Consider the following 15,587-nt stretch of genomic DNA (forward strand, 5'->3'; position numbering starts at 1 on the left):
GTCTGTTCTAAGCACATTTCTCTTTTTGCGTGAGGGATCGTAGTGAAAATCCTTTTATTATGGAACTATAGCGCAATAAAATGATTGTAACGGATAGCCCGAACATGCTGTAACGCTATTGGAAGAATGTTCACGCCTAAGAACTACAAATTAAAATCTTTTTTAATTTCTTTTATCGCTTCCTTCACTTGTGTCTTGACACTTTTAAAGGTTTCCTTAATATCCTTCTTTTTGCCTTCGGTTTTAGTCCATGCTTCTATTTGAAGAATCTCTTCAAAAGCGACATTTAAACCCATTAAATCTAAAGTTGGCTTGATTTTATGAGCAAAAGCATATACATGCTTGTGATCTTTTTTCTTGATTCCCTCTTTAATTTGCAATAAATCCTCAGGAATTTCTGATACAAAAAGCATCAGAATTTCATTTACAAATTCTGGATCATTGTCTGAAAGTGCGTACACTTTTGAAAGATTGTAATGTATTGCCATTATTTTATTTGTATTCTAAATAATTGTTTTCCTTCTAAAAACCCTTCTAAAACATCATTTGACTTAACTGCAGCGACTCCTTCTGGAGTTCCTGTAAAAATAATGTCGCCAATTTTCAATGTGAAATATTGAGAAACATACGAAATTAACTCGTCAATTTTCCATAGCATAAGGTTTGAATTTCCTTTTTGAACTATTTGATTATTAGAATGTAATTCAAATGTAATATTTTCTAGCGAGCTAAACTGATTTATCGGTATAAAGTCACCTATAACCGCTGAACCGTCAAAAGCTTTTGCTTTTTCCCACGGCAAACCCTTCGACTTTAATTTATCTTGTAAATCTCTGGCAGTAAAATCAATTCCAACACTAATTTCGTCATAATATTTGTGTGCAAATTTAGGCTCAATATATTTCCCCACTTTACTAATTTTCACAATAAGCTCAATTTCGTGGTGGACATCATTAGAGAATTCTGGAATCACAAACGGATGTTGCTTTAACAAAACTGCTGAATCCGGCTTCATAAAAACAACGGGCTCAGTAGGCCTCTCGTTTTTTAACTCTTCTATATGATTGGTGTAATTTCTACCGATGCAGATTATTTTCATAGCATTTTAAGTTTCGTGTTCAGTATTCTGCCAAAATGAGCACTGAGCATTTTTTATTTAGTATTTAATTTCCTTAGTTTAATTGCTGTCAATACTTTCTTTGTGTACAAGGGAAAATCTGCATTTTGAATCCAACTAAAGTATCCAGGTTCTGTTTCTAAAATTTTATCGACTTTCACGCCTTTATGCTTCCCAAATGTAAAAATCTCTTCATTGTCCTTATCGAAAGCAATCATTCCAGCAAAATCAGCAATTTTCTTTCTTGTCGTAAATTCAGATAATGATTTCATATCATTTTCTAGCTCTGGATAACGGTCCAACTGCGCTTTTAAAATTTCGTAAGTCGCCATTGTATCCGACTCCGCTGAGTGTGCATTTTCTAATGTTGTTCCGCAATAAAATTTAAGTGCAGCACTCAAAGTACGTTCTTCCATTTTATGAAAAACAGTTTGAACATCGACTGAAACTTTTCCTTTCATGTCAAAATCTACTCCGGCACGCAATAATTCTTCTGCTAATAATGGAATATCAAATCGATCTGAGTTAAATCCAGCTAAATCACTATCTTTAATCATTGCATGGACTTGGGTCGCTAACTCTTTGAAAGTGGGCTCATTAGCTACTTTTTCATTTGTAATTCCGTGTATAGCCGTAGTTTGAGGAGGAATCGGGATCGTAGGATTGACTAACCAAGTTTTACTTTCTTTATTTCCGTTTGGAAAAACTTTAAATATTGAGATTTCTACAATTCTATCTTTGCCAATATCAATTCCTGTTGTTTCAAGATCGAAAAAGCAAATAGGCCTACTAAGTTTAAGTTCCATTTTTATTTTTTGTGTGGTTACAAATATATAAATTTGAGTTTAAATTTATGTGAAGTTTAGATTTTAAAGTTTCAATGGAAAAAAGTAAGCTCTCAATAAAAATAATTTTATTATTGCAATACTCACCCTTGAGAACTGCAAAAATTAAAATACTGAAAAACAAATCAAATGAGTATTTAGTGTGCAAAACAAATAGGACTTAAAATAAAAACCCGACTATTTTCTTAAAATGAGTCGGGTTAAAATTATAATTTTATCTTTTTAAAGATCTCTATTAATATCAAAAGCTTCTAGATATTCGGCAACACGTTTTACAAAACTTCCGCCTAAAGCACCATCTACTACTCGGTGATCGTAACTGTGGGATAAGAACATTTTTTGACGAATTCCTATAAAGTCTCCTTCTGGAGTTTCAATAACAGCGGGAACTTTACGAATGGCTCCTAGAGCTAAAATACCTACTTGCGGCTGATTTAAAATTGGCGTTCCAAAAACACTACCAAAAGTCCCAACATTAGTAACCGTGTAAGTTCCGCCTTGCGTATCATCTGGTTTTAGTTTCCCCGCTTTGGCGCGACCACCAAGATCATTTACCGCTTTGGCCATTCCCACTAAATTCAATTGATCGGCATTTTTTATAACTGGAACAATTAAATTGCCATTTGGTAAGGAGGCCGCCATTCCTAGATTAATATTTTTCTTTTTAATAATGTAATCACCATCCACAGAAATATTCATTCCTGGATAGTCTTTAATTGCTTTTGCAACAGCTTCCATGAAAATTGGAGTATAAGTCAACTTTTCTCCCTCTCTTTTTTCGAAAGCATTTTTATTTTTTTCTCTCCATTTCACAATATTTGTTACATCCACCTCAATAAAGGATTGTACGTGTGCTGAAGTTTGTACTGAAGCAACCATATAACCCGCAATAAGCTTGCGCATTCTGTCCATTTCAATAATTTCGTCTCCGCCACTTACTGATACTGGAGCTGCCTTTTGCGCTACTGGAGCAGCAATTGTTTTTTGAACTGATACAACTGGAGTAGCAACTGGTTGATTCGTTCTGTTTTTTACATATTCTAGAATATCATTTTTAGTAACTCTACCTTCTTTTCCTGTTCCTGCAATTGCTTCAAGTTCTGCCACTGAAACACTCTCTTCTTTAGCTATGTTTTTAACTAAAGGTGATAAGAATTTTTCTGTTGTTGAATAGTCATTAGTAGTTGCATTTTCTTTAACAACTAAATTATCAGTAGCCACCATTTTAGTTAATTCAGTAACAATTTCAGGTGTAACTGCTTTTTGTTCTATTAATGAAGATTCTTCATCTTCCGTTTCGATTATTGCAATAGTTTGGCCCACTTGAACTAATTCATCTTTGCCAAACAATTGTTCTACTAATACACCCGAAACTTCACTTGGAACCTCGCTATCAACTTTATCAGTGGCAATTTCAAGAACTGCTTCATCAGCTTCAATTTTGTCTCCAATTTGTTTCAACCAATTTGTAATGGTTGCTTCTGCGACGCTTTCTCCCATTTTAGGAAGTTTTAATTCAAATCTTGCCATATTGTTACCCTAAAAGGTGATATTGATTTTCAGTTTGCGAAATTACTAAATATTTCAATTATAATTTACATTAAATGTATTTTTTTCCTCTATTTTAATAACCTCGCCTCTTTCGTTACTATTATTACTTCCTATTAAAAAATTAGCGTTTTTTGGTTTAATTTTAAACGTAAAACCTTTATTCTTTGCTAATTCGAGAAACGAAATATAGTCTTTAAAAGAAATACTTTCATTATCCAGAATCATTTCTACTTTATTATCATTTCTATTTAGGCACGAAATTAATTCTTTTTGATTTTTTAAATTGTGTAAAGTGACTTTTTTTTGCAAAAGCACACATAATTTATTTAATAATATTTCTGAGGTAGAATATAGGTAATACGCATTTGGAACTAATACCTCTTGTATTTTATGTTGCAATTTTCTGGTAAGAAAAAAAAACACGATACCAATTTTCATAAATACAGTAAAATAAATTGATCCTAAACCTTTTGATTTAATATGCTTATTATAAAAAAAGTTCATCGATTCTGCAAATCGTTTCATGTATATTCGATCTTTTACTGTGCTCTCTCCCTTAAAATGAATGACTGTTGTTTGATGAAAATAGTAATTGTAATTTCCTTTCTGAGATACAACATAAGATAAATCAATATCGTCAGAGTACATAAAACAATCTTCATCAAATCCACCAACTTCGCGATATAAATCCCGTTTCATAAACATAAATGCACCTACTAGAATATCGACTTTACCGGTTTCATTTTCATCTAAATGGCCTGCGTAATATTGATCAAAAAGTTTTGATTTGGGAAAAAATTTGTACAAACCCGATATTTTAGTAAAAGCGACCCAGGGAGTTGGGACACCGCGCTTACTTTCAGGTAAAAAATTACCAGCTCCATCAATAAGTTTGCAACCTATAATTCCTAGTTTTTTTTGCCTTTGGGCGAAAGCCAAAATTTTAATAAAAGTATCCTCTGCAACAACAGTATCCGGATTTAGGACACAAATGTACTCCCCTTTTGCCTTATCCACAGCAATATTATTACCTTTTGAGAAACCTAAATTATCATTGTTTTGAATGAGTTTTACATTAGGAAAACGCGTTATCATCATTTCACAGCTATCATCGTGTGAATTATTGTCAATTACAATAATTTCGCTGTTAATTTCTACAAGTGCATTTTGAACACTTATAATACAAAGTTCTAAAAAATAGCGAACATTATAGTTCAGGATAATGACGGATAACTGCATCTTATTATTAATACGTTAGTGTTCATCGAGCAATTCAGGGTGACATTAGTTTTAATAATTAAGTATTCTTTGTACGTCACCTTAAATTGCAATTGAAGTTCTTCAACAAGTTCAGATTCACATTAGTTTTAGTAGTTGTGTTTTCTCTATATATCAGTTTTTATAACGACTAAAGCGCTTTGATAAGCTTAGAGCTACGTTTGGTTTATTTTTAATATTCCCATTTACGTGTTTTATCTAATTCTTCTTGCTCCTTGATAATTTCAGCTGGAATGACCTTTAGGAAAGAAGAATGTTGCTCTATTGCATATTCAACTTTTTCTACAATTTCATCAATAGAATCATTATCGTAATCAATATCCAGCGGTTCTTTAATAATAAAAGATTGCAGAATACCTTTCTTTTTCATTCGCAGTCCCTTTTTATCAAATGAGCGTCGGAAACCGTCGATAACAATAGGAACTACAATAGGACGATGTTGTTTTATAATATGAGCAGTGCCTTTTCTAACGGGTTTAAATGACTTAGTTGTACCTTGTGGAAACGTAATTACCCAGCCGTCGTTGAGCGCAGTTTTGATGTTTTCAGTATCATCTGGGTTGATGTCTTTTTTATCTTTTACATCAACGCCTTTCGCGCGCCAAGTCCGCTCTACTGAAATTGCTCCAGCGTAAGCCATAATTCGAGGTAATATGCCCGCTTGCATCGTTTCCTTCGCAGCAACATAATAAATATTCATTTTGGGCTGCCATAAATAACCAACGTTTTTTATATTGTCCTCCCGTCCACTAAGACTTGCATTTATAACATGAAACATTGCCACAACATCAGCAAAATAGGTTTGATGATTTGATATAAACAGAACATTACGATCCGGCAAATTCCTGATAATTTCTGATCCTTCGATTTGTAATTCATTAAATCCTCGATAGCGCCGGTGCGTAACCACACCGAAAATCCGAATCAACATTTTTTTTAGAAATAGTATGTGTCCAAAAGGATTTCGCTTTAACAATCCCATAACTAATATAGTTTACAATATTTAAATTTCAAACTTACGAAAATATTTTTTGATGATTTATTGGCAATAGAGATATAATACCAACTTATTTTGAAATAGGCAATACTTGTTTTAAAACCTCTTTTAGCTCACTTAAAATCATAGCTGTAGCTCCCCAAACAATTTGATTGTCAATATTAAAAGCTGGCACAGCACTAATAGATGCATCAGAGATTTTTACGTTACTATTTATCACTGTACTTTCATTTAAAAACACAGACAATGGCAACTCAATAACAGCGGCAACCTCATGAGGATCAGGAACAAAAATAAGTTTTTGTTTACAAATACCTAAATAAGGATGAATTAAAAAATTGCTAGGAGGAATATACAATTGAGTAAAAGATCTTATTATTTCAATTTTTTCAGGATGAATTCCAATTTCTTCATGTGTTTCCCTCAATGCTGTAAAAATTAAATTTTCATCTCCTTGTTCATACTTTCCTCCAGGAAAACCCACTTGAGCCGAATGAATTCCTTCATAAGAATTCCGGAGGATTAAGACTAAATGCGTTTGTTCTTTTTTAGGATAAAAAAGCATTAATACGGCAGCAATTTTTGGGTTTTTATTGCTTAAATCCATTGTAGCTAAATCTTCCATTCTATGAATGGGTGCCATTTTTATATGTGCATGAAAAGCTGGAAGTGTAATGTCAATTATTTTAGGAACAAACTGTAAAAATTCTTGAAAATCCATATTCAAAGTCTATTTTTGCTAACTATTATTTATTTTAAAAGTACTCAGAAAATATAATTAAGCCTATTTTCTCACACCTAAATATATCGCTAATGTATAGTAAAGAAGAAACTCAAAGATTAAAACGGGAATTCTGGGTAGAATTTGCTCTGAAATTTCCACGAAAGTGGCTTCTATACGATACTAAGATTAAAGATTTCTCCTTTAAGTTTTATGTTGATAATAGAAAAGCACAGGTTTTAATAGACATTGAACATCGAAATGATGAAAAAAGAATTGCTTATTTTGAAAAACTAGAGGCATTGAAAAACATTCTTGAAGAAGAATTTGTTAAAGATTTAGTTTTTGAAAAAGAACACACCCTTGAAAGTGGTAAAAATATAAGCAGGATTTGGGTAGAAATTGTGGGTGTTGGAGTCAGCAATAGAAATAATTGGGATAAGATTTTTGAATTTTACAATGAAAAAATGAATGCATTAGAGGGGTTTTATTCCGAGTACGATTCTTTTATTAAGGATATTGAAATTATGTGATTATTGTGATTTAAGCATTTAATACCTTCCTTAAATGTTTTTAAAATTTATTCTTTTAATCACTCTAGAAATTCCGCCTATACGCCAAAATTTTTGTGGATAAAAAGTAGATTTTGTTTTGATTAAAATTTTACTCTAAAAGATACCAAAGTATTTTTCATATAATTTATCTAACTTTTCTTTATAGTAAAATCTTTTTTTTGAAAAATTATCAAAAAGATTGAAACGACATACCCAATTTGAAATATCAAAAAATACCAAATTCTTTAAAAGAACTTTAATTAAGAGTTTCTTGCTCCCATCATCTTAATAATTCTCAATTACCGCAACAACTTTAATTTTCTAACGAGCGTCACTAAGGCATGTTGAAAATATTATAGTTTATAATTCGGTTACCATAATTTATGTATAGTTGTTTTCTATTGTCTTGTTTTTTTCTAGTAACAATTGAGACTGTACAATTTAAACCCTCATTATCTATACAGGTAAAGGAATAAACAATATCAGAATCATTTTCCTCAATGGGTTGATAAGTAACAATTTCAAAAAGTTGAATAATTTGAGAATACACCACAATGCGGCTTTTATTGGTATCTAATGTTACTAGAATATTAACCAAACTCAAATCAGACCATTTTCCCCATTTTCCTTTTTCGTTTTTTTCTAAAACGCTAAAACCTGATGTTTTAAATTTATAGGTTTGGCCAAAAGCGCTTTGTAAACCTGCAATTAGAAAAAGTACTAAAATATATTGTTTGATTCTTGTCATCATTTAAAATCCAAATGTGGTTATTTCTTTTTTTGCAATCTCAAAATCGGTTATCATATCTTCAATAATCTTTGCTGCTGGTTGTATTTCATTTATTATTCCTGCAATTTGACCTATTTCAAGTTCGCCCTCAATTAAATCGCCTTGAAACATACCTCGTTTTGCTCTTGCACGACCTAATAACGTTATAAGCTCCTCTTTTGTTGGATTTTGCTGATACAAATCTTGAATGTCCTGGTAGAATTTGTTTTTAATTAATCGAACTGGCGCCAATTCTTTCAAGGTAAGTTGGGTATCGCCTTCGTGTACATTCACAATTGTATGCTTAAAATTATCGTGTGCTGACGATTCGGTCGATGCAGCGAATCTACTACCTACTTGTACACCATCAGCACCCAGAATCATTGCAGCTAGCATTCCTCGACCCGTTGCAATTCCGCCGGCTGCGATTAGGGGAACTGTAATTTTTTCCCGTACCATAGGAATAAGCGTAAATGTCGTAGTTTCCTCTCTACCATTGTGTCCACCAGCTTCAAAGCCTTCAGCAACTATTGCATCAACTCCAGCACTTTGCGCTTTTAATGCAAATGTTGAACTACTAACTACATGAACAACCGTAATGTCGTTTTCTTTTAAAAATGACGTCCATGTTTTAGGATTACCAGCTGATGTAAATACAATTTTCACTCCTTCATCTATTATAATTTTAATTATTTCCTCGATGTTAGGATAGAGCATTGGCACATTTACACCAAAAGGTTTTGAAGTTGCTTTTTTACATTTTTGAATGTGTTCTCGCAAAATTTCAGGATACATTGAACCGGCACCAATTAATCCCAATCCACCAGCATTGCTAACGGCACTTGCTAACTTATAACCACTATTCCAAATCATTCCTCCCTGGATAATTGGGTATTTTATCTTGAAAAGATCAGTAATTTTATTCATTTAAGTTTATGCTTATTGCTTTATAATTTTTCCCGATTTAGAAAAATTATCTGATTCCATTTTATAAAAATATATTCCTTTTTCTAAGGGCTTTAAAGAAATTGTTGCTGCGTTAGCAGTAACCGTTTGCTCCATCATTTTCTGACCAATAGTATTAAAAATAAACAATGTTCCAGATTTAAATTTATCAGGTAACATAATTAAAATAAAGTCATTTGTTGGATTTGGATAAACGATAAATTCATCTGAAACGAGCGAATTTGAAAACAACTGGTTTTTTAATGCTAAAGAAAAATTAGGAATTCCATAACCATATTCATTATCAGGATTTGTAAATCGATCCGCCGATTGAAGAACAATATCGCGAATTTGCCGATTTGTCTTTTGCGGAAGCGCTTGCCATAAACTTGCGATCATTCCCGCCATAATTGGTGCTGAAAATGAAGTGCCATTTGCTACTCCTATTTTCCCTGTTTCATCAGAAACAACAGCTGATTGGCCCTGAGCCATAACTTCTGGCTTTATTCTCTGGTCGAATGCTGGACCTATAGAACTAAATCCAACTCGGTTTCTAGTAGCATTAACAGCTCCAACAGCAATTACCGAAATAGCATCTGCGGGAACAGCAATATGAGGATCCAAGTTATCAGAACCTGAATTTCCGGCTGAGGTTACGATAATCATACCTCTACTAAAAGCAATTTCAGCACCTTTCGACATGAATGCAGTTGTACCATTCATTTCGTTATACGTATGATTGTAAGAAGCATCGTCAAATTCAAAATAGCCTAATGATGAATTTATGACGTCAACACCTAGGCTATCTGCTTTTTCAGCTGCTTCGACCCAGAGCGATTCTTCAACAGGATTTTCAGAATCATCATTTTCTGTGACAAATAAATAATACGATGCATCTGGCGCGGTTCCAACTAATGAATTTTCTTTGTAGCCGCCCATTGTTGAAAGCACTAATGTACCGTGAGAATCTCCTGAATAAAAATTAGAATTTCGCAATACAAAATTGTAACCACCTAAAATCTTATTGTTATTTACAAGTCTCTGGAAAGGTTGTGCCGTATTCACTCCTGGAAAGCCAGAATCCATAATTGCAATGATTTTACCCGAGCCAGTGAAATTTTGATGATGCAAAACTTGTCCACTTAGCATTTCTATTTGGTTTGCGGAAGTACCGTATGCAAAGTCAATTTTAGTCTTCTTAGTTTTACTACCTTGTTTAATCTTTGCCGATTTTATAATTCGCGCCGACTGATTTAAAGATTTATTGGCAAAATCAATTTTGTCTACAAAAGTTAATGTTCTTAAAGTATTCAAATTTGATTGACTTCCGCGAACATGAACGGCATTTAGCCATTTTGACTTAGCTAAAACAGTAACTCCTACTGTTGCTTTTACTTGTGTAATAAATGAGGAATTAATAGGGATATCTTTCTCGTCTAAAGTAATGTTTTGATTACTCCTGCGATCTAAAGCTCTTTGCGAAAGCATAGACAAAGGTGAATCAAAATATAGTTGAGAACTCGGTTTTGCATTGAAATACACCCAAGCATCTTGCTGCGAAAATCCTAGAGAGGAAATCAATAATAAAATGAAGTACTGTTTTTTCATATAAAAAAATGTATGTTATGATGAAAAATATAATATTACCAATTGTTTTAATTAATATTTTTTAGGATATTACTCCAGATCCAATTAATTCATCTTCTAAATACCAAGCTGCAAATTGTCCTTCAGTAATTGCTGATTGAGGTTCAGCAAATTCAATATACAATACAGTTTCAAATTGATATAAAGTCGCTCTTTGCAACGGCTGTCTATATCTTATTCGCACCATGTACTCGACTCTTTCTCCATTGGCTAAAGCCAAATCATTTCGAATCCAATGCACTTCTTGATTTTCAATTTTGAGCGCTTTTTTAAATAATCCAGGATGCATACTTGTTAATCCAGTGTAGATCGTATTAGTTTCTACATTAGTTGCAATAATAAACAAAGGATCAGTTGTGCCCCCCACATTCAATCCTTTTCGTTGACCCGTGGTAAAATAATGTGCTCCTTGATGTTTTCCTACTATTTTACCCATCTGTGGTGTGTAAGGAACGTGACTGGATGCTGCTTGTAAAATATCTTCTAAGGTAAGACTACCAGACGATATTTTACTAGAATATATTGAATCGTTCTTATCAATTTGGATGATCAAACCTTCTTTTGGTCGTAATTTTTGCTGTAAAAATTCTGGCAAACGTACTTTCCCTATAAAACACAATCCTTGTGAGTCTTTCTTTTCAGCAGTAATCAAGTCCATTTGAGCGGCTATCGATCTAACTTCTGGCTTTGTCAATTCTCCAATAGGAAATAAAGATTTTGATAATTGATCCTGTGATAATTGACAAAGAAAATACGACTGATCTTTGTTACCATCTGTACCCGCTTGTAGTTGATAAATAGTCTCGCCGTTAACATCAATTTCCGTTTTACGGCAATAGTGACCTGTTGCAACATAATCAGCTCCAAGATTTAGTGCAATTTTCATAAAAACATCAAATTTTATTTCACGATTGCAAAGCACATCTGGATTAGGAGTTCGTCCTCTTTCATATTCATTGAACATATAATCAACGATTTTCTCTTTGTATTCCTCGCTTAAATCAACCGTTTGAAAAGGAATTCCTAATTTTTCGGCAACTAGCAAAGCATCATTACTGTCTTCTAACCAGGGACATTCGTTAGAAATAGTAACAGAATCATCATGCCAATTCTTCATAAAAAGACCAATAACATCATATCCTTGCTGTTGCAACAAATAGGCTGCAACACTTGAATCTACTCCTCCGGAAAGTCCTACAACAACACGCTTCATCTTCAAAAAATTATAATTTTATAAGGATGCAAAGTTACGAATATTTACTGGAGAAAAAATATGAGAATATCGAGATGGTATTCTTTTATTATTAGCTAAAAATCCAACTTGGACAATCATTAATATATCTTACTCCGTAAAAAAAGTAAATAAATTTTTTCGGTTTTATATCTAAAAAATTATGAAAGACAAATGGGAGAATTTTCTAATAAAAGGAAATAATCGTTATTGAAGAATTTATAAAACAACGATCTGAAAACTGCCCGCCTTCAAATATTTTAATCTATTTTATGTTTTGACTTGGAGAACTTTAAAATAAACGAAGTCTAATATCTCAAAAAAGTATCTCCAGATTTAATACCAAGTGCTAACTCCTCTAGATTGGTATTTTCTAGCATCAAGGCTAATTCAGTTCTAATTTGAACAAATTTTTCGTGTAAAGGGCAGGGATGTTCTTCATTACATGATTGTAGTCCCAAACCGCAACCTGTAAAAACTCGATCTCCTTCGAGTGCAGTGACAATTTGTGCAAGTGTTATTTGGCGCATCAATTCTTTTGATATTTCAAAACCACCACCCACACCTTTAACGGACTGAACGATGGCATTTTTAGATAGAATTTGTAAAATCTTTGCAGTGAAGGCTTCAGGAGAATCAATTTTTTTTGCTATTTCCTTTAATCCTACACGTGTATTAAGATAAGATTGAGAAGCGATAAAGATAGCAGCTCTAATTCCGTATTCACAAGTTTTAGAAAACATACAGTTTGTTTTTTTTACAAATTTACAGAATCACGGTAACACTTCTTTGAAATTTTCAATCCACTTTAGTAATTCAATTTATAACCAGAAAACATCGGTATTGTTTTCAATAAAATTCTCGTCAGAGTGAAATTTACTAATATCAGCCAATTGAGAAGCGCTGGCAATCTTTTGGATTTCAGGAAATAAAGTACGTTCTTCAAATCGAATGTGCTGCTCCAATAATTCGGCTATATTCTTAAACGTTTGTTCCAAATCATTCTCTTCCGTAAATAACTTGGTCAATTTATAATGATCGGATAAGGCTTGCTCTACGAATTCGTTTGCCGAACCAAGCACAGAAAACACAAATTTTTCCTCCAGTTCAAAATGAGACTTTAGATGAGTTTTATAAAACCAATTTATATAATTTTTTATTCTTTTGAGATCAATATTTTTTGAAAAGGCAGTTTTAATTTTCCAACACAATTGTAAACCATGATGATGATCATGGCTTAATGGTTGCAGTTCTTTTATTCTCTTTAAAGGTTTTTGTGAGATCATAAAATTATTTTTAAGCTTTATTTTCATATTAAACTTTAGTTTTCTTTGAACGTATATTTTTGTTCTAAAAGTGCCGCAGCTGGAAATAAAATATTGTTTTCCAAGTGAATGTGTTTGTGAAGGTCTTGTTCAAAATCACTTAACATTGCAAAAGTCACTTTGTATGTACTACAACCGTCAGTAGGCGGCGTATAATTATTAGTTAATTCAGCAATTTTTACAAATCGATCACCTTCGGCTTCGTGTTCTTGCATCATCATTTCAATAGGATTTTTTACAGTTCCAAAATGAGGAGCCTTGATCGCTTCATCAGTAAGACTCGCTTTTGCTAATTTTTTGATAAATGGAAATAAGATTAGTTCTTCTTTTTTCATGTGCTGCGCTAATTCACCAGCACAACCTTTAAAAAGTTCATTTATTTCAAATAATTCAGGATGAGTAGCACCATGCACTTTACATAATTTGTCTAAAAATGGAAGTAAAATTTGAGTCTTTTCTTCCACATAACGATGATGCGTTTTCTCAATATAATCAGCTAATAAATCTAATGGCCAAGATTTAAAGTCAATCCCATTATCATTTTTAGTGTTTGAAATATTTTCTATCTCTTGATACAAGATATTAATATCAATATTTTTTTTATCACAAGCTTGTTCAATCGTTCTGTTTCCTTTACAACAAAAATCAAGGCCATATCTCGAAAAAACGGCTGCTGTTCTAAAATCTTTTGCTACGTATTCTCCTATTGTTATCTTCTCTAAAGTTTGCATGATTAAAATTTTTAAATTAAAATATTTATACAAATTTAAATCTTTTTTTTATATAAAGGACAAATTTATCCTTAATTAAATAATTTTACTAATATTCCTTTTAAATAGCTAAATAAGAGATATTTAAATTCATAAAAAATATTTAAAATTATGTTAAATCAATACATTCAAATTATTTAAAAAAAATGATTTTTATCATATTTTCTAAATAATTTCTTTCATTAATTTGTAGTAATAAAACAAAGGATAAAATCATCTTTTATTTTAGGAATTAAATCAAAATAATCTAAACCTCCTTATTATGTATACACAATTTAATTTAATCCAGAAAAGTAAGCGCGTTGCAATCTTATTTTTTCTCGCAATCGGAATTTTCGCTTGTAAAGAGAATGAGGAAAAAGATGCCAAATATTATGAAAATATAAAAATGGTAGGTCAAAAAACAGCAGAATTGACTGCTCCACCATTTGTTCCAGCGCCAGTAGGTGATCGTCCAGCGATGAAACTTATAGTTAATATGGAGATTACAGAAAAAGAAGGTGAAATGGTAGATGGCGTAAAGTATACGTACTGGACATTTGGCGGATCTGTTCCTGGAAGTTTTATTAGAACACGTGTGGGAGATGAAGTAGAATTTCATTTAAAAAATCACCCTGACAATAAAATGCCGCACAATATAGATTTGCATGCGGTCACAGGGCCTGGTGGTGGCGCCACCTCATCACTTGTAGCTCCCGGACATGAAAAAGTTTTCAGCTTTAAAACATTAAATCCAGGTTTGTATGTGTATCACTGTGCCACCGCTCCTGTGGGAATGCACATAGCAAACGGAATGTACGGCTTAATATTAGTAGAACCAGAAGGCGGATTAGCTCCCGTTGATAAAGAATACTACATTATGCAGGGCGATTTTTACACAAAAGGATCTTACGGGGAACAAGGTAATCAACCGTTTGACATGGAAAAAGCGATAAAAGAACAACCTGATTACGTTGTATTTAATGGAAAAGTTGGAGCTCTAACTGGTGACAAAGCATTAACTGCTAAAAGAGGTGAAACCGTTCGAATTTTTATGGGAAATGGTGGTCCAAATTTAGTTTCTTCTTTTCATGCAATTGGTGAAATATTTGATAAAGTACACGTTGAGGGTGGAGATTTAATTAATAAAAACGTTCAAACTACTTTAATTCCTGCTGGTGGTGCTGCTATTGTTGAACTTAAAGTTGAAGTTCCTGGAACCTTTATTCTTGTAGATCACTCGATATTTAGAGCCTTTAATAAGGGCGCACTAGGAATGTTGAAAGTAGAAGGTGAAGAAAATAAAAAAGTATATTCAGGCACTATTCAAGAGGGAATTTATTTACCTGAGGGTGGAACAATCCAGACGATGCCAAAGGTTGCAGGTACTCCAAAAAATACAGTAGCTAAAACACTAGCTCAACAGGTTGTTTCAGGTAAAGCTTTGTATGGAAGAACATGTTCTGCTTGTCATCAAGCAGAGGGACAAGGTGTGCCAAATGCCTTCCCTCCATTAGCCAAATCAGATTTCCTCAATGCAAATCCAGATAGAGCAGTAAATGCAGTTTTACATGGCTTAAGCGGAGAAGTAACCGTAAATGGTAAAAAATTCAATAATGTTATGACTAGTCAAAACCTTACTGATGACGAAGTATCTGATGTATTAACATACGTTTATAACAGTTGGGGAAATAATAAAACGATTATAACTCCAGAGAAAGTAAAAGCAATTAGAGCAAAACCAGCTCCAAAAGCTAAAGATGTCCATGAATAAAAAAGTAATAATAATTTTAACAAAAATAATTTCAAAATGAAAAAGTATATTTTTTCAATCGCTATGATAGCACTGGCTTTTCAA

At 32.7% G+C, this 15,587-nt stretch carries 16 protein-coding genes; 2 read left to right on the plus strand and 14 right to left on the minus strand.

Annotation, left to right across the window (positions count from 1 at the left end; all coding sequences use genetic code 11):
* Positions 1-143 precede the first annotated feature (143 nt).
* From BUA99_RS01135 to BUA99_RS01165, 7 genes are all read right to left on the minus strand, one after another.
* Positions 144-488, minus strand: a complete 345-nt coding sequence (locus tag BUA99_RS01135; protein ID WP_072987109.1) for an Hpt domain-containing protein — start codon at positions 486-488, stop codon at positions 144-146.
* Positions 488-1,099, minus strand: coding sequence for a fumarylacetoacetate hydrolase family protein (locus BUA99_RS01140; RefSeq protein ID WP_072987111.1), 612 nt, complete (start codon positions 1,097-1,099; stop codon positions 488-490). Before BUA99_RS01140 ends, BUA99_RS01135 begins: the two co-directional genes overlap by 1 nt.
* Positions 1,100-1,152: 53 nt before the next feature.
* On the minus strand, positions 1,153-1,923 hold the full coding sequence (locus tag BUA99_RS01145; protein WP_072987113.1) for a 3'-5' exonuclease: 771 nt from the start codon (positions 1,921-1,923) through the stop codon (positions 1,153-1,155).
* A 261-nt stretch (positions 1,924-2,184) separates the two neighbouring features.
* Positions 2,185-3,492 carry a dihydrolipoamide acetyltransferase family protein gene (locus tag BUA99_RS01150; protein WP_072987115.1) on the minus strand — a complete coding sequence of 436 codons (1,308 nt, stop codon included), beginning with the start codon at positions 3,490-3,492 and terminating at the stop codon, positions 2,185-2,187.
* Positions 3,493-3,546: 54 nt separating this feature from the next.
* Positions 3,547-4,752: a glycosyltransferase family 2 protein gene (locus BUA99_RS01155; protein ID WP_072987118.1), complete on the minus strand. Its 1,206-nt coding sequence runs from the start codon at positions 4,750-4,752 to the stop codon at positions 3,547-3,549.
* 211 nt (positions 4,753-4,963) lie between these two features.
* Entirely contained in the window at positions 4,964-5,773 is an 810-nt protein-coding gene (locus BUA99_RS01160; RefSeq protein WP_072987121.1) for a lysophospholipid acyltransferase family protein, read from the minus strand.
* 85 nt (positions 5,774-5,858) lie between these two features.
* Complete coding sequence (locus tag BUA99_RS01165) at positions 5,859-6,509, minus strand: NUDIX hydrolase (protein WP_072987124.1); 651 nt, start codon at positions 6,507-6,509, stop codon at positions 5,859-5,861.
* Positions 6,510-6,601: 92 nt separating this feature from the next.
* On the opposite strand from BUA99_RS01165, the gene BUA99_RS01170 reads away from it, so the two are divergent.
* Complete coding sequence (locus BUA99_RS01170; RefSeq protein ID WP_072987127.1) at positions 6,602-7,042, plus strand: DUF4268 domain-containing protein; 441 nt, start codon at positions 6,602-6,604, stop codon at positions 7,040-7,042.
* A 355-nt stretch (positions 7,043-7,397) separates the two neighbouring features.
* Here the strand turns inward: BUA99_RS01170 and BUA99_RS01175 are convergent, their stop codons facing one another.
* From BUA99_RS01175 to ric, 7 genes are all read right to left on the minus strand, one after another.
* Positions 7,398-7,814 (minus strand): hypothetical protein, encoded by a 417-nt coding sequence (locus tag BUA99_RS01175; protein WP_317045024.1) that lies wholly within the window; start codon positions 7,812-7,814, stop codon positions 7,398-7,400.
* On the minus strand, positions 7,815-8,759 hold the full coding sequence (locus tag BUA99_RS01180) for an NAD(P)H-dependent flavin oxidoreductase (RefSeq protein WP_072987129.1): 945 nt from the start codon (positions 8,757-8,759) through the stop codon (positions 7,815-7,817). It abuts the gene before it with no gap.
* Positions 8,760-8,771: 12 nt separating this feature from the next.
* Positions 8,772-10,385: a S8 family serine peptidase gene (locus BUA99_RS01185; RefSeq protein ID WP_072987131.1), complete on the minus strand. Its 1,614-nt coding sequence runs from the start codon at positions 10,383-10,385 to the stop codon at positions 8,772-8,774.
* A gap of 61 nt (positions 10,386-10,446) precedes the next feature.
* Positions 10,447-11,637 (minus strand): tRNA 2-thiouridine(34) synthase MnmA, encoded by a 1,191-nt coding sequence (gene mnmA, locus BUA99_RS01190; RefSeq protein WP_072987133.1) that lies wholly within the window; start codon positions 11,635-11,637, stop codon positions 10,447-10,449.
* 326 nt (positions 11,638-11,963) lie between these two features.
* Positions 11,964-12,398: an RrF2 family transcriptional regulator gene (locus BUA99_RS01195; protein ID WP_072987135.1), complete on the minus strand. Its 435-nt coding sequence runs from the start codon at positions 12,396-12,398 to the stop codon at positions 11,964-11,966.
* A 78-nt stretch (positions 12,399-12,476) separates the two neighbouring features.
* Entirely contained in the window at positions 12,477-12,941 is a 465-nt protein-coding gene (locus BUA99_RS01200) for a hemerythrin domain-containing protein (protein WP_072987719.1), read from the minus strand.
* A 35-nt stretch (positions 12,942-12,976) separates the two neighbouring features.
* Positions 12,977-13,711, minus strand: coding sequence for an iron-sulfur cluster repair di-iron protein (gene ric, locus BUA99_RS01205; protein ID WP_072987137.1), 735 nt, complete (start codon positions 13,709-13,711; stop codon positions 12,977-12,979).
* A 301-nt stretch (positions 13,712-14,012) separates the two neighbouring features.
* Between ric and nirK the strand changes: the two genes are divergently transcribed.
* On the plus strand, positions 14,013-15,503 hold the full coding sequence (gene nirK / locus BUA99_RS01210; RefSeq protein WP_072987139.1) for a copper-containing nitrite reductase: 1,491 nt from the start codon (positions 14,013-14,015) through the stop codon (positions 15,501-15,503).
* Positions 15,504-15,587: the final 84 nt, after the last annotated feature.

Source organism: Flavobacterium segetis (assembly GCF_900129575.1).
GTDB lineage: Bacteria > Bacteroidota > Bacteroidia > Flavobacteriales > Flavobacteriaceae > Flavobacterium > Flavobacterium segetis.

Bases quoted from the DNA above. Each gene is read 5' to 3' on its own strand.
- BUA99_RS01135 (WP_072987109.1), bottom strand. From the start codon at position 488: ATGGCAATACATTACAATCTTTCAAAAGTGTACGCACTTTCAGACAAT.
- BUA99_RS01140 (WP_072987111.1), bottom strand. From the start codon at position 1,099: ATGAAAATAATCTGCATCGGTAGAAATTACACCAATCATATAGAAGAG.
- BUA99_RS01145 (WP_072987113.1), bottom strand. From the start codon at position 1,923: ATGGAACTTAAACTTAGTAGGCCTATTTGCTTTTTCGATCTTGAAACA.
- BUA99_RS01150 (WP_072987115.1), bottom strand. From the start codon at position 3,492: ATGGCAAGATTTGAATTAAAACTTCCTAAAATGGGAGAAAGCGTCGCA.
- BUA99_RS01155 (WP_072987118.1), bottom strand. From the start codon at position 4,752: ATGCAGTTATCCGTCATTATCCTGAACTATAATGTTCGCTATTTTTTA.
- BUA99_RS01160 (WP_072987121.1), bottom strand. From the start codon at position 5,773: ATGGGATTGTTAAAGCGAAATCCTTTTGGACACATACTATTTCTAAAA.
- BUA99_RS01165 (WP_072987124.1), bottom strand. From the start codon at position 6,509: ATGGATTTTCAAGAATTTTTACAGTTTGTTCCTAAAATAATTGACATT.
- BUA99_RS01170 (WP_072987127.1), top strand. From the start codon at position 6,602: ATGTATAGTAAAGAAGAAACTCAAAGATTAAAACGGGAATTCTGGGTA.
- BUA99_RS01175 (WP_317045024.1), bottom strand. From the start codon at position 7,814: ATGATGACAAGAATCAAACAATATATTTTAGTACTTTTTCTAATTGCA.
- BUA99_RS01180 (WP_072987129.1), bottom strand. From the start codon at position 8,759: ATGAATAAAATTACTGATCTTTTCAAGATAAAATACCCAATTATCCAG.
- BUA99_RS01185 (WP_072987131.1), bottom strand. From the start codon at position 10,385: ATGAAAAAACAGTACTTCATTTTATTATTGATTTCCTCTCTAGGATTT.
- mnmA (WP_072987133.1), bottom strand. From the start codon at position 11,637: ATGAAGCGTGTTGTTGTAGGACTTTCCGGAGGAGTAGATTCAAGTGTT.
- BUA99_RS01195 (WP_072987135.1), bottom strand. From the start codon at position 12,398: ATGTTTTCTAAAACTTGTGAATACGGAATTAGAGCTGCTATCTTTATC.
- BUA99_RS01200 (WP_072987719.1), bottom strand. From the start codon at position 12,941: ATGATCTCACAAAAACCTTTAAAGAGAATAAAAGAACTGCAACCATTA.
- ric (WP_072987137.1), bottom strand. From the start codon at position 13,711: ATGCAAACTTTAGAGAAGATAACAATAGGAGAATACGTAGCAAAAGAT.
- nirK (WP_072987139.1), top strand. From the start codon at position 14,013: ATGTATACACAATTTAATTTAATCCAGAAAAGTAAGCGCGTTGCAATC.